Origin of the sequence: Vibrio sinaloensis, assembly GCF_000808535.1 — a bacterium.
Classification (GTDB): domain Bacteria; phylum Pseudomonadota; class Gammaproteobacteria; order Enterobacterales; family Vibrionaceae; genus Vibrio; species Vibrio sinaloensis_D.
The window spans coordinates 281,656-304,283 of record NZ_JWLV01000034.1 but is presented as its reverse complement, the minus strand read 5'-3'; the positions used below and the strand labels follow the sequence as shown (position 1 = coordinate 304,283).

At 47.3% G+C, this 22,628-nt stretch carries 15 protein-coding genes; 8 read left to right on the top strand and 7 right to left on the bottom strand.

Annotated features, from left to right (window positions below):
• Positions 1-41: 41 nt before the first annotated feature.
• A complete protein-coding gene (locus RJ47_RS16005; RefSeq protein WP_039485135.1) occupies positions 42-1,946 on the bottom strand; it encodes a PTS fructose transporter subunit IIABC in 1,905 nt (634 codons plus the stop codon).
• Positions 1,947-2,327: 381 nt separating this feature from the next.
• Here RJ47_RS16005 and RJ47_RS16000 point away from each other — a divergent pair, with 381 nt between their 5' ends.
• Positions 2,328-3,167 carry a helix-turn-helix transcriptional regulator gene (locus RJ47_RS16000; RefSeq protein WP_039485133.1) on the top strand — a complete coding sequence of 280 codons (840 nt, stop codon included), beginning with the start codon at positions 2,328-2,330 and terminating at the stop codon, positions 3,165-3,167.
• 2 nt (positions 3,168-3,169) lie between these two features.
• Here the strand turns inward: RJ47_RS16000 and RJ47_RS15995 are convergent, their stop codons facing one another.
• Both RJ47_RS15995 and RJ47_RS15990 read right to left on the bottom strand, forming a co-directional pair.
• On the bottom strand, positions 3,170-3,946 hold the full coding sequence (locus tag RJ47_RS15995) for a PTS sugar transporter subunit IIA (protein WP_039485131.1): 777 nt from the start codon (positions 3,944-3,946) through the stop codon (positions 3,170-3,172).
• A gap of 24 nt (positions 3,947-3,970) precedes the next feature.
• Entirely contained in the window at positions 3,971-4,273 is a 303-nt protein-coding gene (locus RJ47_RS15990; RefSeq protein WP_038138747.1) for a PTS fructose transporter subunit IIB, read from the bottom strand.
• Positions 4,274-4,474: 201 nt separating this feature from the next.
• Between RJ47_RS15990 and RJ47_RS15985 the strand changes: the two genes are divergently transcribed.
• Positions 4,475-6,340 (top strand): fructose-specific PTS transporter subunit EIIC, encoded by a 1,866-nt coding sequence (locus RJ47_RS15985; protein WP_039485276.1) that lies wholly within the window; start codon positions 4,475-4,477, stop codon positions 6,338-6,340.
• Between the two features lie 51 nt (positions 6,341-6,391).
• Here the strand turns inward: RJ47_RS15985 and RJ47_RS15980 are convergent, their stop codons facing one another.
• The gene (locus tag RJ47_RS15980) at positions 6,392-7,486 is read right to left on the bottom strand and encodes an HD-GYP domain-containing protein (RefSeq protein ID WP_039485124.1); all 1,095 of its coding nucleotides are present in this window, start codon (positions 7,484-7,486) and stop codon (positions 6,392-6,394) included.
• A 105-nt stretch (positions 7,487-7,591) separates the two neighbouring features.
• On the opposite strand from RJ47_RS15980, the gene RJ47_RS15975 reads away from it, so the two are divergent.
• Both RJ47_RS15975 and RJ47_RS15970 read left to right on the top strand, forming a co-directional pair.
• Positions 7,592-11,545 (top strand): PAS domain-containing hybrid sensor histidine kinase/response regulator, encoded by a 3,954-nt coding sequence (locus RJ47_RS15975; RefSeq protein WP_039485122.1) that lies wholly within the window; start codon positions 7,592-7,594, stop codon positions 11,543-11,545.
• 73 nt (positions 11,546-11,618) lie between these two features.
• Positions 11,619-13,355: a methyl-accepting chemotaxis protein gene (locus tag RJ47_RS15970; RefSeq protein ID WP_039485119.1), complete on the top strand. Its 1,737-nt coding sequence runs from the start codon at positions 11,619-11,621 to the stop codon at positions 13,353-13,355.
• Here RJ47_RS15970 and RJ47_RS15965 read toward each other — a convergent pair.
• Both RJ47_RS15965 and RJ47_RS15960 read right to left on the bottom strand, forming a co-directional pair.
• Positions 13,352-13,657: a DUF1496 domain-containing protein gene (locus RJ47_RS15965; protein WP_156143330.1), complete on the bottom strand. Its 306-nt coding sequence runs from the start codon at positions 13,655-13,657 to the stop codon at positions 13,352-13,354. The genes RJ47_RS15970 and RJ47_RS15965 overlap by 4 nt on opposite strands.
• Before the next feature lie 4 nt (positions 13,658-13,661).
• Complete coding sequence (locus tag RJ47_RS15960) at positions 13,662-14,576, bottom strand: pyridoxal-phosphate dependent enzyme (RefSeq protein ID WP_039485116.1); 915 nt, start codon at positions 14,574-14,576, stop codon at positions 13,662-13,664.
• A 408-nt stretch (positions 14,577-14,984) separates the two neighbouring features.
• Between RJ47_RS15960 and RJ47_RS15950 the strand changes: the two genes are divergently transcribed.
• The 3 genes from RJ47_RS15950 to fabV all read left to right on the top strand — a co-directional run bounded on the left by RJ47_RS15950 (position 14,985) and on the right by fabV (position 19,378).
• Positions 14,985-15,611, top strand: a complete 627-nt coding sequence (locus tag RJ47_RS15950; RefSeq protein ID WP_038138730.1) for a TetR/AcrR family transcriptional regulator — start codon at positions 14,985-14,987, stop codon at positions 15,609-15,611.
• Positions 15,612-15,681: 70 nt separating this feature from the next.
• The gene (locus tag RJ47_RS15945) at positions 15,682-17,973 is read left to right on the top strand and encodes an acyl-CoA dehydrogenase (RefSeq protein ID WP_038189484.1); all 2,292 of its coding nucleotides are present in this window, start codon (positions 15,682-15,684) and stop codon (positions 17,971-17,973) included.
• Positions 17,974-18,175: 202 nt separating this feature from the next.
• Entirely contained in the window at positions 18,176-19,378 is a 1,203-nt protein-coding gene (gene fabV / locus RJ47_RS15940) for an enoyl-ACP reductase FabV (RefSeq protein ID WP_005470337.1), read from the top strand.
• Between the two features lie 75 nt (positions 19,379-19,453).
• On the opposite strand, the gene xthA is transcribed toward fabV, so the two are convergent.
• Positions 19,454-20,260: an exodeoxyribonuclease III gene (gene xthA, locus RJ47_RS15935; protein WP_039485110.1), complete on the bottom strand. Its 807-nt coding sequence runs from the start codon at positions 20,258-20,260 to the stop codon at positions 19,454-19,456.
• A gap of 209 nt (positions 20,261-20,469) precedes the next feature.
• Between xthA and RJ47_RS15930 the strand changes: the two genes are divergently transcribed.
• Positions 20,470-22,587 carry a methyl-accepting chemotaxis protein gene (locus RJ47_RS15930; protein ID WP_039485108.1) on the top strand — a complete coding sequence of 706 codons (2,118 nt, stop codon included), beginning with the start codon at positions 20,470-20,472 and terminating at the stop codon, positions 22,585-22,587.
• The last annotated feature ends 41 nt before the right edge of the window (positions 22,588-22,628 follow it).

Below are 22,628 nucleotides of genomic sequence, written 5' to 3'. Positions count from 1 at the left end.
TGGCTTGGACGTGTTGCCCAAGCCAATATCAAAGGGAAGAGTTAAGCCGCAGCAGCGGTGTATTTCGCTTTGCGAAGGTTCTTTAAGGTGATGCAAGTTAGAGCGGTTACGCCCGCACCTGCTGCCATACAAACAAGGGCGAGCAGTGGGTAGTTCATTGCACCAAGCAGAGCGACAACTGGGCCACCGTGAGCAACGCTGTTCGTAATGCCGAATGAGAACGCCATCACGGCAGCAACCATAGAGCCCAATACATTGGCAGGAATTACCGACATAGGATCTTGCGCCGCAAATGGAATCGCACCTTCAGAGATACCAACTAAGCCCATTGCGCCTGCCGCTTTACCTGCTTCAATTTCAGAAGATTCAAACAGCTCAAACTTGCGACCAAGTACCGTTGCTAGAGCCATACCTAATGGCGCGACAGGGATTGCACATGCCATTGCACCCATAAATTGAGTTTGGCCGCTCGCAATCATGCCGACAGAGAATAGGAACGCGACCTTGTTAAATGGACCGCCCATATCAAAGCCAGCCATGCCGCCGAGTACGATACCCAGTAGAACCACGTTGCCTGTGCTCATGCTAGTAAGTAGTGCGGTCAAACTGTCCATCAATCCTGCGATTGGAGCGCCAATAACAAAGATAAACAGACCAGCAATAAACAGTGAGCCTGTGATCGGGGCGATCATGATTGGCACAAGAGGTTGAATGAACTTGTGGTAGTTAATGGAAGTAATGAACTTAACGAAGTAGCCCACTAGTAAACCTGCAACGATAGCACCAATAAAGCCTGTTCCAGCTTCAGCGCCATAAAATGATCCGTTGTTGGCAATCCAGCCACCAATCAGACCAGGTGCGAGTGCTGGGCGATCGGCAATGGCGTAGGCGATGTAACCGGCAAGAATCGGGATCATCAAGGTGAAGGCCACCACGCCGACCTCTAAGATTTGATTCCACATGCTGCCTGCAGGAATTGCCATACCCGCTTCGGTTGGTTCACCACCAACAGCGAGAGCAAGAGCAATTAGAAGACCACCCGTTACCACGAATGGGATCATGTGTGATACGCCGTTCATGAGGTACCGGTAAAGATCAGAACGTGCTTGAGACGCTTTATCAGAGACTGATTGCCCAGTGCTGGTGGCTTCGGCTTGGTAAGCTGGAGCATTCAGCGCTTGCGTAATCAAACCTTGCGCGTCACGAATCGGCGCTTTTACGTTCGTTTTGATGACTCGTTTACCAGCGAAGCGTGCCATATCCACTTGTTTATCACAGGCGACAACAATCGCATCCGCGCGAGCAATCTCTTCTTCGGTAGGGCTATTTTTCACGCCGATAGAGCCGTTGGTTTCGACTTTGACCTCAAAGCCCATAGCATGTGCGCCTTTTTCTAACGCTTCCGCTGCGAGGTAAGTGTGAGCAACGCCTGCGGGGCAGCCAGTGACGCCAATGATAAAGCCTTTGGAGTTATCTAAAGGTTGCGCCTGTTCGGTTTGCGGTTTTTGAAGCAGCAACTCAAGTGCTTGCTGAGGGGAGGTTGCATTGATAAAGCGTTCAACAAAGCCATCTTCAATCAGCTTGGATGAGAGTTCCGCCAACACTTGAATATGGTGATCATCGCCGCCATCAGGAGAAGCAATCATAAAAAAGAGTGTTGATGGCTGGCCGTCATCTGCGCCGTATTCGATACCTGCTTTGCGAACGCCGATAACGACGGCAGGTTCAAGCACGGCTGCACTTTTGGCGTGCGGGATGGCAATGCCTTCCTCAAAGCCCGTGTTACCCTCAGCTTCGCGTTTTAGAATGTCTGCCAAAAAATCGCTTTTATTGGAAATTCGACCTTGTTGGTATAGCACCTCGACAAGCTCTTCAAACACCTCTTGTTTTGAGGTGGCCTCAAGCTCAAGCTTAATTAGATTTTCATTGATTAATTTGGTGATCATAGTGGACCCCTAGTGCGTTTCTTGTTTTGTTAGGGGTATTTTGAAATCTATCAGCAGTGCTCTGTAGTGAAGAAAAAACGCATTTACTGGAGGATTGTTGCGTCCCTTTTAGAGTGTGATTTCGATCGTTTCAGAGTGGTGATTGGTAAGGGTGTTGACAGTAGTTAACCTTCCTTAATGCCTTTATTTATGGGGAGTTTGGCAAACTGTTTAGCTCGACTTCTTGTCGATTTAAGGCTTTTTAATACTGGAAATTTATTGCTATTACTGGATTTTTGTAACCCAGATCTCGAATTGTGATTTTGCTCAATAGCGCTACTCTTCACTAAAGAGTATACCTAGGCTTCCAGCACGCAGGGTGCAGTTTGAGTTGATGCTACGATGGTATTTCATGATTTAATTTCGTCCGTACTTAACGAGCGAGAGCCTTTCCACAACATCTGGTTTGCCGGAGATTTTCATACGCCTCCGGCGTTTAGCTATCAGGTTAACTTTCCGCGTTTAGAACTGGTGTTGGATGGGGAATACGTCAATGAAATGGAAACCCACGAACGTAAAGTGACGAACATTGTCGCGAAAGCGGGCGATGCGATTTTCATCCCGCCCAACTGCTGGAACAAGCCTGACTGGGATACCGACTGCTCGGTATTGAGTATGTTGTTTGGGCGGCGTCAGTTAGGGTTAAGTTTGGTCAGTAAACGCAAGGGAGAAGCGAGTTTTTATGATATTCAAAAACACAGCATTCAAACCCGATCAGGTTTTGCCATCGATAATATTTTAGAAGCGCTCAGTTCATTGGCGAGAGAGAACAATAAGAAGCCGATGGATGAGCTATTGCTACAAGCGTTGTTGCAATACAGCAAAACCATGCTTGATGCACCAATTGAGCAATCACACAGTCGTGTGCAAGATCTCTATCAGGGGATTTGTATCTATATCCAAGAGAACTTCCACCGCCAGATTACCCGAGACAGTATCGCGACACGCTTTAGTATCTCATCCAATCATCTTTCTCGACTGTTTCGCCAGCAAGGGCATATGACGTTGGCGGACTATATTACTTGGGTGCGTATTGACCGCGCTAAGTTCATGCTCAAAAAGTACAACTTTAAGCTCAATGAAGTCGCGATGCGCTGTGGTTTTAAAGACGTGAACTACTTCTGCCGCGTGTTTAAAAATCGAACCGGAAGAACCCCAACCGAGTATCGTGGCTCTGTTTGAGTTCAGGACAACAGTTGCGACATGGAGTACATCAGCAGCGCTTGAAGATCGACGCTGCTACGTGTCAGCCTTAGGCGTTGAGAAAGTTGATCACAAAGAAGATTACGAGTCAGATTGGTTGCGGCAATGATCTGCTCTCTCGTTGGTTTGGCAGGCATCACCAGTGCTATTGCAAGATGCACATTGCCCATTTGCGATGCCCAATCAATCGGGGTGTCACTGGCAATGACAGCAATAGCGATATGATCGATATCGTCAAACATGACATGAGGCAGCGCAATTCCCGGCGTGACACAGGTTGATGAGCGCTCTTCTCGTTTAATAAAGGCGAGGAGCAGTTCGTCTGGATGGTCGGGGTGGATTAGCTGGGCGAGCCCTTTTAAACATTCGAACTTGGTTAATTCAGTATGCGCTTTCGCATAGTGCCATTTGGTTTCACTGGCAGGGCAGAGCTGCGGCAATCGCGTCGCAAGTTCGCTAGAAAACTCATAGTTAATCTTCGAACCAATAAGCGTGTAGTGCTCCGCAATCACATCTTTGAGGACAAAGCAGGCAAGCTCAGCATCCATACCCATTGCGGTAATCTGGCACAGGTCACCCTCGACCAATCCGACCTGTAACATGGCGACCGCTTTGGTAAGGTCGGCGCGACGATCTCGGGTGATGTTAATGATTTGAAGGGTACTTTTGAACTTTTTGGCTAGCACCCGAAGCGGCTGTGCTGCGAGGGCGTTGGCGTCTGAATTTTCGACTAAGAAGGTCAGCTGGTATTCGTTCATAGGTACCTGTTGTTTTGTTTGAGGTTAAGAGCGACAGTGCAAGAGAAACACTTTGTCGACATTAACCAGTACATCCTCAATTGACACTCTAATCGCGTTGCAACCTTCAAAGCGAGCTGCTTGGTCAATTTCAATATCAGAGACGATAAGTACTCTATCGGCTAGGGTTATGTCTTGTGGTGTCAGTTGATTTTCAATCCCCATTGCGCCTTGGGTTTCGACTTTGATTTGGACCTGATATTTAGGGGCAGCTTTGATGAGTGCATCTGCTGCCATATAGGTATGTGCAATGCCTGTTGGACAGGCGGTGACAGCGACTATTTTCACGACGTTTCTCAGTTTATAACGTTGCAGACATTAGCACAGCATACGGGGGAATCAGTGATTTGGCATCAGGATTTGAAAGACGCGCTTCACAGTTTGCTTTGGATGTTACAATAATCCAGTTAATGGTGTTTTCGTCCTATATCTAACACCATGGTCGGTGGTTAATCTATGTTCGAGCGCGAATCATTCAAGGCAGAGAAAATGGACATTACGACTCTCATTGAGCCAGACACAATCTGTTTGGATCTAAAGGCAACCACCAAAGAGGGAGTGCTCAAAGAGTTGGTCGATATTCTTGACACGGCAGGAAAGCTCGCTGATAAGACGCAATTTCTCGACGATATCTGGCAACGCGAACAGATTGGGAATACCGGCTTTGAAGATGGTGTCGCGATCCCTCATGCAAAAAGTGATGCGGTCACAAAACCTGCGATCGTCGTAGGTATCAGTCGAACAGGTATCGATTATGGTGCCGAAGATGGGGAACTGTCCGATGTGTTTTTCATGTTGGCCTCACCGGATGGCGGCGATCATCATCACATTGAAGTGCTTGCCCAGCTCTCAACCAAGCTCATCGAAGAAGAGTTTATTAGCCAACTGAAAGCGGCGCAAAATATCGAAGAGGCACGCGCTCTGCTCACCGATATTCAACAACCCTCGCATGAATTTTGGGATGAGCCGTCTATACCTCACCCAACACCACTAAGCCCTTGGAAACTCCATCTCGCAAGGGCTAAAGAGCATCTGTTGTTTGGCACCTCTCACATGATTCCATTCATCGTTGCGGGAGGCGTCCTGCTTTCTCTCTCAGTGATGATCTCCGGCCATGGCGCCGTTCCAGAGACAGGAGTACTCGCGGATATCGCCAAAATGGGTATTGCAGGTTTGACTCTGTTTACCGCAGTGCTCGGTGGCTACATCGCGTATTCCATTGCCGACAAACCTGGATTAGCTCCGGGCATGATTGGTTCTTGGGTAGCAATAGAGCAATATCATACCGGTTTTTTAGGCGCGATTGTGGTGGGTTTTTTCGCGGGCATTGTCGTGCGGATGCTAAAGAAGATCCCGTTGCCAGATAGCATGACGTCGCTAGGTTCGATTTTTATCTATCCACTGGTTGGCACGTTTGCGACCTGTGGCTTAGTGATGTGGCTAATTGGCGCACCAATTTCCGCAGCCATGGCGGCGCTCAATGAATGGCTTACTGGTATGGCGGGAGCGAGTAAAGTGATGCTTGGTACGGTATTGGGCGCCATGACGGCGTTTGATATGGGGGGGCCAATTAATAAAGTGGCGACCTTATTTGCTCAAACTCAGGTCAATACTCAACCGTGGCTGATGGGCGGTGTTGGGATAGCCATCTGTACACCACCTCTGGGTTTAGCATTAGCAACCTTTTTGTCGCCGAAAAAGTTTAAACGGGACGAGCGTGAAGCGGGTAAAGCGGCAGGCATTATGGGCATGATTGGCATCAGTGAAGGTGCGATCCCGTTTGCTGCAGCCGACCCTGCCCGAGTATTACCGGCTATTGTGCTTGGTGGCATTGTCGGTAACGTTGTCGGTTTTATGTTTCATGTGATTAACCATGCCCCGTGGGGAGGCTGGATTGTTCTTCCGGTCGTCGATGGCAAAATTGGCTACATCATTGGAACGCTCGCAGGAGCGCTGACCACCGCATTAGTGGTTATTCTCCTAAAGAAAAATGTCCTTGATGAAGAACAAGAGGCGGCACTTGCGCGGGCTTATCACGCGATGGAAGGCGAGGGGGAGGCGGAAATACTTGCTGTCACGTCTTGCCCTTCTGGCGTAGCACACACCTTTTTAGCAGCAAAATCGCTAGAGAAAGCCGCCTATACCATGGGTGTAAAAATCAAAGTCGAGACCCAAGGTGCAAACGGGATAAACAACCGATTGACCGAGAAGGACATTCAACATGCCAGGCTGGTGATATTTGCCCACGATGTGGCGATTAAAGAGCCTGAACGCTTCAAAGGGTTAACGGTCATTGATGTACCCACCCGAGATGCGATATTGAACCCACGCGCTGTGCTTTACAGTCGCAAATAGTGTGATTTGTTGGCGTGTTTGCATTGCCTTAATCGCTAATACTCATCTTAATTAATCATCAGAGAACTCACTGGCGATTTTAATAAAGAGATCTTCCTGCGCGAGAAACGCTTCAATCACTAGCGGATCGAAATGCTGGCCATCGCCTTCCAATATGATGCTTTTTGCCTCTTCGTGAGTCATTGCGTCTTTATAAACCCTTTTACAGATAAGCGCATCATACACGTCTGCCACCGCCATTAAACGAGCACTGAGCGGAATATCATCGCCTGCATAGCCATTTGGGTAGCCAGAACCGTCCCATTTTTCATGATGCCCGTATGCGATCTCTTTTGCGGCGCTGATCAGATCGTTATGCGCCCCTGAGAGTTGTTCCGCCCGCTCAAGCGCCTGCAATCCCAAGGTAGTGTGAGATTTCATGATCTCAAACTCCTCTTTAGTCAGTTTTCCAGGTTTAAGTAAGATCGAATCGATGATGCCGACTTTGCCAATATCGTGCAGTGGCGCAGCTTTGAAGTAAGTATCGATCTTTTTCGGGGTGAGTAACTCGCGGTACTTTTCATTTTCGGCCAAGTATTCAGCAAGCAGCTTCACGTAATGTTGAGTCCGCAATATGTGGTTGCCGGTTTCTGGATCGCGAGTTTCCGCGAGGCTAGCAAGTGCAAACACTACCGCGTCCTGCATTCGATCCAGTTCACTCGAACGTTTGAGCACTTCCGTTTCTAGATAGCCGTTTTGATCGCGCAAAAAATCTTTGGATCGTTTGTTCTGCAAATGGGTCCTGACCCGAGAGCGAAGAAGCGGAATACTGACAGGTTTGTGGATGTAGTCCGCCGCGCCTAACTCGAATCCCAGCTTTTCATCCTCTTGCGAATCTTTCCCGGTTAAGAAGACCACTGGGATATGGCGTGTTTTGGGGTTGCTCGTGACAAAGCGAATGACGTCATAGCCGGACATTTCGGGCATCACCACGTCGAGCAAGATCAGATCAACATCGAACTGTTCAAGAACATGCAGTGCCATTTGGCCCGATTTGGCAGCCTTAATCTGGTAGCGGCCTGCTAATCCTTGCGCCATAAACGCTAAGTTGTCCGGGGAGTCATCCACCAACAAGACGGTGCAATCATCTAATTTCTCAATCGGCATCGCTTAATCTCTTATAAAGTTTTTCGGCATCTTGTTAAGTACTTACTAAACTATAGTCAAGTAGTGCTGAAAATCACCTTAACTCATTAGTATTAGAAGATATCGATGCCATCAATCCGAATTTTATTTACCGTACTGTTTTTGGCGATGGGCTTGTGCTCGGTGGCGATGTTTGCTGTCTCAGTAAAGTTGTCTGATTTGCATGTTGACAGTCGTAATCATCAAACACAGTTGTTTCAGTTTTATCGACTCTCCCAAGAGTTGAAGCAAAGCTCTGACAATTTGACTAAGTTTGCGCGGGCATACAGCGTGACCGGTGATGAGCATTGGGAAACCTTGTTCAATCGGGTATTGAGTGTACGGACTGGCCAAGCTCCCATACCTGAGGGTAACGAATATGAGTACTGGGATGTGGTTGCCAATGCGGATCTCGATTTAACCATCTTGACCCTAGGTAGCAGTAAACCGCTGTTAGATCGAATCAGAGACTCAGGGATCAGTGCGGTCGAGTTTTTTGAGCTCAAAAATGCGCTGGCGTTGTCAGACTCTTTAGTTCAGCTCGAACGTGAAGCATTTCTGGCTATTAGAGGGTATCAGCAAGTTGATGATGGAAAATTGGTTTACATGGGGGAGCCCGACCTCGAAAAGGCGCAATCACTGCTTTATGGCAAAGAGTACTTCGCCGAGAAAGAAAGAATCATGAAAGCCATCGCGTCGGCAAATCAGTCGATTCTAGACCGTATTGAAGGACAAATCGCTGAGGCAAACCTTCTTGCCGATAAGTATGAAGCGATCAAGCGCGCCATATTGGGCATCCTCTTGCTCTCTATTGCAGTCTCGTTTTTGTTGCTTTGGCGACTCTACATTAGCCCGCTAAGTCAATTGCTGCGCACCGTTGTTGGTCAAGTGAAACGCAAAGACTACGCGTTTACGATTACCCAAACTGCCTATGCGGAACTGCAAAAATTTATCGATAGCTTGAATGTGGTGTTCCATCACATATCCGAGCAATTGAGCCACAATACCTTGGTCAAAGATTTCAATATTGTTCTGCGTACCAGTCAATCGACGCAAGCCCTAGCACGAGAGGTGACTCAGTTCCTCCTCCACCAATTTCCTGTTCAGCAGATTGGGGTCTATATCCACCAAGATGACGTGTTAAAACGCATTGCGGGAGTTGGTTTTGGTGAAGGAAGTGCCAATGTTATTCGAGATGATTCTGCAACTGAAATGAGTGTTTTGTTGTCAGGGGAGCCGTATAGCATGAAGTCTTTGAAAGGCAAATACGCTATGCAGGTGAATGGCGCGTCGTTGGAGTTGAACGAGATTTACTACTTCCCTCTTTGCGTCAATGGTAAGCCAGTGGCGCTTCTTGAACTTGGGACAGTCGATGTCTTAACCCCGCAGCAATACCAATGGCTGATTCAAATGCTCGACGATTTGTCTGTCAGTATTCAATTGAGCCAAAACGTGGAGTTGCAAAGAAAAGCAGAGAAAAAAGTGCTTGAGCAGTCCCAGCTCAATCAAGAGATTTTGAATGCGACACCAAACCCAATGTATTGCTTATCGCCTCAGGGCAAATATCTCACCGTAAACGCGAAATTTTGTGAAATGTTTGGTTTGACGATGCAGGAGATCGTTGGCCGAACGCCCAATGATGTGTTCAGTGCCAGTACTGGTCAGGTGTTTACGACCGTTCATCAAGAGCTTCGCCAAACAAAAGGCAGTCGAAACTACGAGCTCTCTCTTTGTGATGGCAGTAGTCAAAACCGCGAAATGCTGGTGTATGAAGCGTCTTTCAGCAATGGGGATGGCGAGATTTCGGGCATTGTCGGCATTCTGCTCGACCTGACAGAGCGCAAGCAGTTTGAAAATGAGTTGCGAGAAGCAAAAGAACTGGCCGATGCCATGAGCCAAGCGAAAGGGGATTTCTTGGCCAATATGAGTCACGAGATACGAACGCCAATGAACGCTATCCTTGGCATGGCACATTTAGCACTCAATACAGAACTTGATCCTTCGCAGAAAAAGTATCTCACACGGATTAATGAATCGGCCAAAAACCTGCTCGGTATTATCAACGACATTCTCGACTTTTCTAAAATTGAAGCCGGTAAGCTCACCGTCGAGTCAATCGACTTCAGTCTTGATGAGGTGTTTGACAACCTTGTTAATGTCGTTTCCTACAAAGCCCATGAGAAAGGGGTCGAGTTCTTGCTCGATATTGACCCTAAAGTCCCGATCGGCTTGGTCGGAGATCCACTTCGCCTAGGCCAGGTATTGGTTAACTTGTGCAGTAATGCGGTGAAGTTTACCGAAAAAGGCGAAATCGTTGTCTCTGCTTTGGTCGAGCAATTGGATGAGAATCGAGCAACGATCCGATTCTCAGTGAAAGATACCGGAATTGGCATCGCGAAAGAGAAAATTGAGCATCTATTTAGGGCATTTTCTCAAGCTGACAGCAGCATCACGCGTCAATTTGGTGGAACGGGGCTTGGGCTGAGCATCAGTAAACAGCTTGTCGAGCTTATGGGGGGCGAGCTTGTGGTATCGAGTTCAGAAGGCACTGGGTCGGTATTTAGTTTCACCATCGATTGTGGTCTGCAAGAAGCCAAAATGCGTGACCTTTCTGAGCCCGTAAATGCACTCGCGGGTAAGCGTGCGCTAATCGTTGATGACAATGATTCTGCACGCAGTATTTTGCGAACATTACTCACCGCCATGCACTTTGATGCCAAGGCAGTCAGCAATGCTTATGAAGCGCTCGATGAACTTAAGGTGTGCACTTATGACATGCTATTTGTTGATTGGACTATGCCGGGTATGAATGGCCTAGAACTGCTGCAAAAGGCCCACGATGAGCGCCTCCTACCGGATTGTAAAGTCTTCCTGGTTACCGCATATGGGCGCGAGCTTTCATTGACCGAGCAGAGCAGCAAACTTATCGATGCGCTTATCGTTAAGCCGGTCAATCCATCCAACTTGCTTGACGCTGTAATGGACAGCTTTGGCATTGAACACGTCACCAGCAAGGTCACCCCTTCTGATAATGTTCGACCTCGTTTCGAGAAGCAGACCGTGTTGCTCGTCGAAGATAACGAAGTCAATCAAGAAGTGGCACTCGGATTATTGAGCGATACAAACCTAGACGTTTTGGTGGCCAATCACGGCCAAGAAGCGATAAAAATGCTTGGCCATCATAAGGTCAGTTTAGTGCTGATGGATATGCAAATGCCGGTGATGGATGGCATTACAGCGTGTCAAGAAATTCGCAAAAAAGACGAATGGCAAGAACTGCCCATTGTCGCCATGACGGCCAATGCCATGCAAAGCGATGTCGAACGCTGCATCAACGCCGGAATGAATGGCCACATAGCGAAGCCAATCAATGTCGCCAACCTTTACCAAACGTTGCAGCAATATTTACCGCTTGAGGGCGCGCAGCCGCCAAGTGTATCTCCACCTCAAGACAAAGAGTCTTCGACTGAATCCTACCCAGAGCTCACAGGGGTGGATGTTGCCCAAGCGATCTTCGACACGGGGGGGAACGCCGACTCATATTTCTCCATATTGGAACGCTTTTTAGACGCTCAAAAAATAGACACGCACTCACTGCGAGCGATCATCGCCAAAGAAGATTGGGAAGGCGCTGAAAGAATGGCGCATACCCTGAAGGGAGCCTCAGCAAACTTAGGGATCCATGATTTGACCGACTTAGCGATAAAAATTGAAAAACGAGTGAAAGCGTGTGATGGCAGTGCCATTGAAGTGGTGGATCAAGCTCAGCAAATGGTTCTTATGCTCAGAGGGCAAATGCAAGCGTGGCGCGGTAAACACACCACGTCTGATCAACCATCATGTGATGAGATGAAAGCAATGTACCTGAGCTTGGTGGATAAAGTTGAGAATTATGATGTGACAGCATTGGATATTATCAATCAGGCTAAACATTGTGATTTATGGAATGACAAAGAGAAACAACAGCTTATCGAACTCATAGAGAACTTTGAGTTTGAGCAAGCGAAACAATTACTAGATAAGCTACCACAGCCAGAATGAAGTAGGCACACCGAGTAGCTCCAAGATAAATAGACAACGTTAGGCGGTTTTCTTTAAGGATAGGGGAAACGATATGAATATTAACAACACTATGAAATTGGTGTTTGTTGTAATAGGCCTCGGTATCATCATTAGTGTGGTTACGGTGTTACAGCTCAATGGTCTACTGCAGCAAGTGGATACAATGGCTAAGGTGCGGTATCAATCGTATCAAGCGGCGGATGAGCTCAGACAGAGTTCGGATGACTTAACACGTCTGGGTAGGACCTACGTACTGACAGGCGATGAGACCTACGAAAAAATGTACATGGACATCCTCGCGATTCGAAATGGGGATAAGCCGAGACCACAAAACTATCACACCATCTACTGGGATTTGGTTCTAAATTATGGTGAAAAGCCCAAGCCAGATGGCAAGCGAGTCTCGCTTCAAGCCATGATGGAAGAACTCGGCTTCACTGACAAAGAGTTTCGGTTGCTGAAAGAAGCGCAAGGTAACTCTGATGCTTTGGTGAACATGGAAGTCAAAGCGATGAATGCGGTAAAAGGGCTCTATCCTGACGCCAGTGGCAACTACACCAAGCGGGGCGAGCCCGATTTGGCGATGGCAGCGCAGTTACTCCATAGTAAGCAATACCATCAAGAGAAAGCTAAAATCATGGCGCCGATTGATGAGTTTTTTACCGCTCTAGAAGCGCGGACCTCTTCTCAGTTCAACAGCGCGGCTCAAGATGTGAGAACAACCGTGTTGATCGGTAACATCTCTTTGATTGCTGTTTTTGTTATTGCGATTGTGGGATACGTCATTGTCAATCGCAAAGTAGTAAAACCAATTGATGAGATGGCGAAAGTCCTCAAGCAAGTTGATGTGGATTCCGATCTGACCTTGAGGGTCGCCGATGGAAGCCAAAATGAACTCGGCGTGATTGGCACGACCATCAATAAAGTACTCGTTAGTTACGCCACGACCATCACTAAGATCAACCAAGTGAATTCGACGATATCTCAGATTTCTGAAGCGATCCAAGGCATCACCCAGCGCAACATCACTATGGCGAATCAGCAGAACCAAGAGATGGAAATGGCCGCTACAGCAATGGAAGAGATGACAGCAGCGCTTTCGAATGTTGCCCAAAGCACCAATATGGCGGAGGAGTATGCGGGCAGCGCAGAAAAAGAAGCCTCCACCAGTAAGCAAGTGTTTGATAAAACCACCTCAGAGTTTGGACAGCTTGAGGGCGAGTTCCTCAACACCGCAGAGATCATTCAACAATTGGCTGAAGAATCGAACAATGTTGGTAACGTGTTGGATGTGATTAAAGCCATTGCCGAACAAACTAACTTGTTGGCACTGAATGCGGCGATAGAGGCAGCCCGTGCGGGTGAACAAGGTCGAGGATTCGCCGTGGTTGCTGATGAAGTTCGTTCCTTAGCGCAAAGAACCCAAGATTCAACGGGTGAGATTGAAGGCATTATTCAAACGCTGCAAGAAAAAGCGAAGCAGTCGACGGTGACGATTCAAAGCAGCTCGGAAAAAATGCAGTCAACGCGAGAAAATATGGGCGTTGCGAATGATGCGCTTGGCACCATCCAAGGCTCTGCAATTGAAATTCATAAACTGAATACGTCAATCGCCGCGGCGACTGAAGAGCAATTGACGGTCAGTGATGAGATCTCAGGTAACCTATCTAATATCAAGAACTTGTCGTCGGATATGAACGAGGCCATCAATCAGCTGGAACCGATTGTTCTCGACCTAAAACGCAATGTCGACGATCTAAATGGTGCGATTCACCATATTCGTACTTAGCGTTTGTTGGCTGGCTCGGTTTGCTGTGGGGTGTAAGGCTCCCACAGTAAACTGCCATTGGTTTCGAACTTATTGGCTGCTTGGCAGATCAGATAGTGCTCACCAACTTGCAAAATAGCGCCAAGTGAGTAGGTCTGATCTTGATAGTAGCAGACTCGTTTACTTACTTGGCTGGCATCAACGCCGATGCCAATCACCGGTTTGGTCGCATCGGACTGGCTCGGTAGCCCCACCACTTTTTCTGCTTGTGCGCCACTCGCGACACACAGTAGGAGACTGAGCATGCAAATGTTTGATTTCATGGCCTTACCACTCCTCATGTTGTGAGAAGACTCCGTATTTTCGCTCGTATCGCGGCAGCATACTTTCATTGCCAAGTAGCCCTCCTTGATGAACGTAAATCAGTTTCTTGTCGAGATTCTCTGGATACCAATAGTGTAGACATTGCCACATCATCGGATCGTATAGCAGGTCAAACTCGATGTGGGTTTGCTGTTTTAATTCATGCCAGATTTCATAGTCTCGTTGGTACAACTTACCAAAGTGGTGCTTAAACGGAAGCTCCAAAATGGTCGGGAAACTGGTTTCACCAAGATCCACAAATTGCTGCTTAAGATATTCCTTACCGCCGACGCAAGGGCAAGTAATCACTTCTATTCCATGAGCTGCCAAATGCTTGTGAAGGTAGAGCGCAGTGGTGCCCGTTCCGGAGGGGAGCGCGACAACAAACTTTTGCCCGGCTTCAAACCGAGTCCAAGAAAGGATCTCTCGTGCTAACTGAGCGATGCCATGTTCAGCCTGTGCGAAACGCCCACCTTCTGGGACGATAAGGCAATGCTCATCTGGTTGACGAACCTGCTTAATGTAAGTTTCAGGATGAAGATCAGACTGGCCAGTAACATGAATATTCGCCCCAAGTTCAAGTGCTGCGCGATAGTTTCCGCGCGGGTGATCGGCGAGCCATTGCGGCATATGGTCGACGTAGAATTCAAACTGCCACCCTTTGATTGCGCAAAGCGCCGACAAGGAGTACATCGCATTCGACTGTGCGCTTCCATAGCTGATGAGTGTCTTTATCTGTTCATGCGGTTGTTCAAGTAGCGCCATAAACTTTCGCGCTTTGTTTCCTGAAAAGTGGCTGTGCAGTTGGTCATCTCGCTTTAGATAAAACTCGATATCGTCAAATTGGTGTTGGGTTATTGGAGTGTCAGCTAATTTCATAAATCGAAGCCGTCGAGGGTAAGCGGCCCGCTATTTTAGCTAAATCGGGCTAGTGGACCAAATGATCCTAATCATGAAGATAAAAAAAGCCCAGAGCAATGGTGCTCTGGGCGGATACAAACATAGGAGTTAATAAGAAAAAGCAGCGTAAATTAGTAGCTTCAGTAAGAAAACAAGTTCGACGGCCTGTCAACTTAGGAAATGCTCTGCTAACTACAATTAATCAGACTGGCGTAATTCAAAACAGTTCAATAAAAAACGGAAAAATTTTAATTTTTTTCTTTCAGCGGCTTAGTTGCTTGAAAAATGTTCTGGTCGGACCAATGCGCAAAAATGTGATGTTAACAGCTTGTTGATTATTTGTGTCAGGTGTATATTTCAAACAGTTGTTTAATACGAGTGATTGAAATGGCAGGCAGAAACAGTACCAAAGAAAAAATCCTTGATGTCGCCGAAGCGCTTTTTGCAGAGCACGGGTTTAATGATACTTCTCTACGTACGATAACCAGTAAAGCTGGGGTTAACCTTGCTTCGGTGAACTACCATTTCGGAGATAAGAAAACGTTAGTTCGAGCGGTACTTAATCGATACCTAGAAGCGTTTATGCCAGCGGTGCAGGATGCGCTGATTACGCTGAACTTGAACGATCACTATGAAATGTCGGATGTGTTTGAGTCGCTCAGAGCACCGCTGCGCAACTTAAATGATGTCAGACCGAATGGGACAAGCCGTTTTATGTTGCTGATTGGCCGCGGGTACACCGATGTTCAAGGTCATTTACGCTGGTTTATAACTACCCGTTATCAAGACACCTTGTCTCTATTTACGGATTCAGTGATGAAAGCCAACCCTAAATTGACTCAAGAAGATTTGTTTTGGCGGCTGCATTTTACGCTCGGAACTTGTGTTTTCACCATGGCTTCGAGCCAAGCTCTGCTTGAAATCGCAGAAAATGATTATGGCAAATCGATGGATGCAAAATCGGTTGTCGACCAACTTATTCCATTTTTAGCAGCAGGCGTCGCTGCGGAATAACGCACTAAAACTCTACGAATACATATAAGAAAAATATTGGAACACCTACAGTGAACAAAAGGATCGGATTATGAGCTCTCTAAGACAAAAATGGATCAGTGACCCAGCTTTCAAAATGTTTAAGAAAGTGCTACCACCACTATCCAGCACCGAAAAGGAAGCAATGGAAGCGGGTAGCGTTTGGTGGGATGGAGAGTTGTTCTCTGGTCGTCCTGATTTCACCAAACTGCACCAATACCCAACACCAACGTTGACCGCAGAAGAGCAGTCGTTCATGGACAATGAACTGGAAACACTGCTGGCAATGCTGGATGACCATAAAATCGTGAAAGAAGATCGCGACTTACCGCCAGAGGTATGGGAATACCTACGTAAAGAACGTTTCTTTTCACTGATCATTTCCAAAGAATACGGTGGGCGTGAGTTCTCATCATTGGCGAACTCGACCATCGTATCGCGTATAGCAACACGCAGTATCAGTACCGCGGTTTCGGTGATGGTACCGAACTCGCTCGGCCCAGGTGAACTTCTTTCGCACTATGGTACCCAAGAGCAAAAAGACTACTGGCTACCGCGTTTAGCAGACGGGACTGACATTCCTTGTTTTGCCTTGACGGGGCCGGAAGCAGGCTCAGATGCAGGCGGTATCCCAGACGAAGGCATTGTGTGTTACGGCGAGCATGAAGGCGAAGAAGTCCTTGGTATTCGTTTGAACTGGAACAAGCGTTACATCACGCTAGCACCGGTTGCGACGGTTCTTGGTCTTGCATTTAAAATGTACGACCCTGACGGTTTGATGGGCGAGAAAAAAGAGCTCGGCATTACTTGTGCGTTGATTCCAGCAGACCATACCGGCGTGGAAATCGGTGAGCGTCATGACCCACTAGGTCTTGCGTTCATGAATGGTCCAACGCGCGGTAACGATGTGTTCATTCCAATGGAATGGTTAATCGGTGGCCAAGAATACGCAGGCAAAGGTTGGCGTATGCTGGTGGAGTGTCTATCAGCAGGTCGTGGTATTTCACTGCCGGCGCTAGGCACGGCAATGGGCCACTTAACAGCACGTACGACGGGTGCTTATGCTTATGTTCGCAAACAGTTCGGTATGTCGATTGGTAAGTTTGAAGGCGTGGCTGAATCGCTTGGTCGTATCGGTGGATTAACGTACCTGCTTGAAGCGAGCCGCACATTAACGACAACGTCGCTCGACCTGAAAGAAAAACCAGGCATTGTCACCGCAATTGCCAAATACCACATGACCGAAATGGCGAGAACGATCCTTAATGACTCGATGGATATCCACTCCGGTCGTGCTATTCAAGATGGACCAATGAACTACTTGGCAGCGCCTTACCTCGGTATCCCAGTTGCTATTACGGTCGAAGGGGCAAACATTCTGACCCGCAACCTGATGATCTTTGGTCAGGGCGCGACACGCTGTCATCCATACGTCCTTAAGGAGATGGAAGCGGCGGCAAATCCAGATGAGAAGCAGGGCGCGAAAGAGTTTGATGATCTGCTGTTTAAGCACATTGGTCACGCAATGAAGAACACCTTCGGTGCATTTGGTGCAGCATTGACGGGCTCTCGCTTTATCAAAGCGAACATGAGCGGTCCAACTCAGACGTACTACAAAGAGATGACTCGCCTAAGCCGTGCTTTGGCGGTGAGTGCAGATATCGCGATGGCAACTTTGGGTGGCGATCTGAAACGTAAAGAGATGATCTCAGCACGTTTAGGTGATGTGCTTGCTTACCTGTACATGGCATCAGCGGCACTGAAGAAGTATGAAGACGAAGGGCGTCAGCAACAAGACTTAGACTATGTTCACTACGCAGTGCAGCACTGTTTGTTCCATGCTGCTCAGTCACTTCAAGAAGCGTTTACTAACTACCCACAGAAAGCGGTCGGTCGCCTATTGAAAGTGTTGGTATTCCCACTTGGTAATCACTATCAGAAACCAAGCGATACCCTAACCGTCAAGTTGGCGGAAAGCTTAATGACTCCGGGCGCGCACCGTGACCGTCTGACTCATCTTTGCTACATCGGCGCGGATGAAAACGACAGCGTAGGCTTAATGGAAAATGCTTTCTTGGCTATGTATGGCGTGAAGAGCTTGGAGCGTAAACTGATGCGAGCTGCCAAAGAGGGTAAAGTCGCGCGTAAAGGGTTACTGAAAGACCGCTTGGCGCAAGCTTTGGAAGCGAATGTCTTAACGCAAGAGGAAGTGGATCAAATTGTCGAAGCGGACAAACTGCGCTACAAAGCGATTCAAGTTGACCACTTTAGCCATGATTTCAGCGAAGTTCGCACGCATGGTGAGCAAAAAAAGCGTAAAGCGAAGCTAGATAGCGCAGCGTAATATCGCGATTTTTGGTCAAAACTGTGCTTAACCAGCACACTAATAAGGCATCTCAATGAGGTGCCTTTGTTTTGCGTGGAATCTAGCAGGAGCGCTTGAAAGTGCTCCAACCACTTGCATTTTAGCGACATTTTTACAGAAATTAGATGCGATTTTATGTTGAACCTTTTATCCTAGCGGGGTTTTGTTAAGGAAGTTGAATATGATCATCAAACCTAGAATTCGCGGATTTATCTGTACTACTACGCATCCTGTAGGCTGTGAAGCTAACGTAAAAGAACAAATTGCTTACACTAAAGCGCAAGGCCCAATCAAAAATGCACCTAAACGTGTGCTTGTTGTTGGTGCTTCAAGTGGCTACGGTCTATCTTCTCGTATCGCTGCGGCATTTGGTGGCGGTGCTTCAACCATTGGTGTTTTCTTCGAAAAAGAAGGCACAGAGAAAAAGCCAGGCACAGCGGGTTTCTACAACTCGGTTGCCTTTGAAAAGCTTGCGCGTGAAGAGGGCCTTTATGCGAAAAGCCTTAACGGCGATGCGTTCTCAAACGAAGCAAAAGAAAAGACAATTGAGCTGATCAAACAAGATCTTGGTCAGATTGATATGGTGGTTTACTCACTGGCGTCCCCAGTACGTAAAATGCCTGAAACTGGTGAGCTTGTTCGTTCATCTCTAAAACCTATCGGTGAGACTTACACTTCAACAGCAGTAGACACCAACAAAGATGTCATCATCGAAGCAAGCGTTGAACCTGCAACGGAAGAAGAGATCAAAGACACTGTTACTGTAATGGGCGGTGAAGATTGGGAACTTTGGATCAATGCATTATCTGAAGCAGGTGTACTGGCTGACGGTTGTAAGACTGTGGCATACAGCTACATCGGTACTGAGCTAACTTGGCCAATCTACTGGGATGGTGCGCTAGGTAAAGCGAAGATGGACCTAGATCGCGCAGCAACGGCTCTTAACGAGAAACTAGCAGCAACTGGCGGCACAGCAAACGTTGCTGTTCTTAAGTCTGTAGTGACTCAAGCAAGTTCTGCAATTCCTGTAATGCCACTGTACATTGCAATGGTATTTAAGAAGATGCGTGAAGAAGGCGTTCATGAAGGTTGTATGGAGCAAATCTACCGTATGTTCAGCCAGCGTCTGTACAAAGAAGATGGCAGCGCAGCAGAGGTGGATGAGAAAAACCGCCTACGTCTAGATGACTGGGAACTGCGTGATGACATCCAACAGCACTGTCGTGATCTGTGGCCACAAATCACTTCTGAAAACCTAAAAGAGCTTACTGATTACGTTGAGTACAAAGAAGAGTTCTTGAAGCTGTTTGGTTTCGGTGTGGAAGGTGTTGACTACGAAGCGGACGTTAACCCAGACTACAAAGCAGATTTCATCGCTATCTAATCTAGATTAGCAACGCGAGAAGTGAAAAAATCCGGAGTATGACTCCGGATTTTTTGTATTTGTCACTTTGAAAAACTATTTAAACGTTGACCAAATTGGCGCATGGTCAGACGGTTTTTCAATGCCACGCAATTCGTAATCGATATCGGCTTCGATACATTTCGCTGCGAGCTTAGGTGTTGCCAATACCACATCAATGCGCAGACCGCGATTATCAGGGAAACCTTTAGAGCGGTAATCAAACCACGAGAAACGATCGTTTACGTCAGGGTGGATCTGACGGAAGGTATCGACAAATCCCCAATCTAGCAGTTGCTTTAACCACTCTCGTTCTTCAGGTTGGAACGAGCATTTACCCGTTTTCAGCCAGCGCTTGCGGTTTGGTTCACCGATACCGATATCGGCATCGATCGGGCTAATGTTAATGTCACCCATCACGATCAACTGCTCATCGTTGTTGTGATGATCGTTTAGGTAAGTCATCAAGTCTTTGTAAAACTGACGCTTATACGGGAACTTTGTCTCGTGACCGATGTTGTCGCCTTGAGGAAAGTAACCGTTCAGTACGGTGACTTTCTCACCGTTGTCATCTTCTAACGTCACCATAATCATGCGCTTTTGGTGCTCATCATTATCGGTCGGAAAGCCTTTCTGTACCGAAATAGGCTCCTTCTTACACAGCATCGCGACACCGTAATGGGCTTTTTGACCATGGAAGTAGACTTTGTAACCCATCGCCTCGACGTCTTCGAGAGGGAAGGCTTCATCGTGCACTTTGATTTCCTGTAAACCAATCACATCAGGCTGATGTTTATCAATGACCGCTTGCAGTTGGTGAAGTCTGGCGCGAAGCCCGTTGATGTTGAAGGAGATGACTTTCATCCGGATTCCTTTTTATTTTTCTGTGACGAAATTTATTCGATGTTATCACTTTCTTTCTAAGGATACGAAAGTAACGCGAACGTTTGATTCGTATTAACACATTTGTAAACTTTTAATTGATATATCAGTGCATTGTGTTGTAATTAAATTGTTAATATTTTGCTCGCTGTGGTGTGGATGCACAAAGTATCCGCTAAAAAGGATGTAATATGCGAACTCTATCTGTTCAATGGAAAATCTCTTTATTAGCAGGGTGCTGCCTGCTCCTCACATCGTTATCTCTAATTGGATTCTCAATCTATAACGCGGTCACCAATCAACAATTGATCAAGCAACAGAGCTCTCAATCGGTACTCAAGAAATCAGAGCAACTGATTGAGACACAAGCGCGCTTGAATGCGACGGTGGTGGCAGAATATCTGAATGAAGCGCTTTACCGCGCAGAAATGCTCGCGGCGAGCGCTCTATTTCAAAAGACCAATAGCGAAGAAAATTTTGGTGATAGTGAAGAGCTCAGAACGGCGTTGGATGAGATGGTCAGAAAGTCGGTGCTTAACTTTGACTCGATTCAAGGTGCGTTTTTGGTGTTTGAACCCAACATGCTCGACAATGAAGATGCCAATTATGAAGGGGCGGAATATGTGGGTTCGAATGAAAAAGGACGCTTTGCTCCGTACTGGGTGACCGCCGAGAATGGCGAAAACATCATCCCTAATGTGTTGAGTGAGTCCACCCTTGCTGCGAACGAAAACAGTGAACGTTTCTTTTGCCCGATTTCCAGTGGCGCATCGTGTATTTCCTCACCCAAACAGGTTAATCATCAAGGCAGTTCATTTCTTGCCTCTTCGCTTTCCGTTCCTATTTTGATCGATGATATGGCCGTGGGCTTTTTTGGTATCGATTTGCGCCTGGACCCGCTTAAAGCGTTGGCGGTTGAATCGGATGCAAAGCTGTTTGAAGGGCAGGGCTCGGTATCTATTGTCAGTCTCGATGGCACTTTGATCGCCAGTGATGATAGCAGCAAAACGCTTGGTCAGCCGTTTAATAGCGCTAATGTAACGGGCGATCAGCTGACCGATCTTCTCTTTGGACAATCGGTAGAAACTCATTGGAGTAGCGATGGCGAGCGCTTGACCGTATTTGCACCTATCGTGGTTGCCAACCAAACATGGGGCGTGCTGTTTGATATGCCAAGAAGCAGCGTTTTAAGGGATGCAGTACAACTGGATAGCATTATCAGCGAGCAGGTGAGCGCCAGTATTCAGACTGAAATATTGGCAGGCTCGGCTTTGGTTATTTTCGGTTTGCTCACCGTGGCATTTATGGCGTCTCGTTTGGTTATGCCGATACGCGAAGTGGTTGCAAGACTCGACGATATTGCGTCTGGCGAGGGCGACCTTACTCAAAGGATTGAAGTAAAATCAGGCGATGAAATTGGCCAGTTAGCCAACGGTTTCAACCTCTTTTTAGGTAAGCTGCAAGTAACAATTAAAGATATTATCGACAACACAATGCAGGTTGCGACAACTTCAGAGCAATCAAAAGTCGCGGCGCAAAATACCAGTAGCAGCAGTGACGCTCAGTTTAAAGAGGTCGATTTAGTCGCGACCGCGGCCGAGGAAATGACTCAGACCGCTGGACTTGTCGTACAAAACGCGCAAGTGGCTGTGAGAGAAGCGGAAAGAGCCAACGACGCAGCATCTGTTGGGCAACAGGTTATCGAGAAGTCACAACATGAAATGGAACGTTTGGTAGAGAGAATGACCTCGGCAGTCCCAGTGGTTGAAGACCTCGCTAAAAATAACGCGAATATCACCGAGATATTAACGGTGATTGAAGGCATTTCTGAGCAAACAAATCTCCTTGCCCTCAATGCTGCAATTGAAGCGGCGCGAGCTGGCGACCAAGGCCGTGGTTTCGCGGTGGTTGCTGAAGAAGTGAGAAACTTGGCAAGCCGCACACAATCTTCTGTGGGTGAAATTCGAGAAGTGATCGCCAGCGTTCAAACGGGCACCCAAGATGTGGTGTCAGCCATCCAAGAAGGGAATGAACTGGCGCAGCATTCGTCAAATCAAGTCGAACAAGCGGTGGGTGAACTTAACCATATATTTGAGTCGATTGCTTCGATTAATGATATGAACAGCCAAATCGTTAAGGCAGCTGAAGAGCAGCAGTCGGTGTCTGGAGAGGTTAACCAAAGCGTCAGTAATATCAGAGATCTCAGCGCGCAGATATTATCGCAAGCCGAAGAGTCTGAGACGGTCAGTGTGCAGATTGGCGAGCTCTCGAAAAACCAACAACAGCTCGTTAATCAGTTTAAAGTGTAATGAAAAGCCGCAGTGTTGCGGCTTTTTTGATCTTGAGGCAG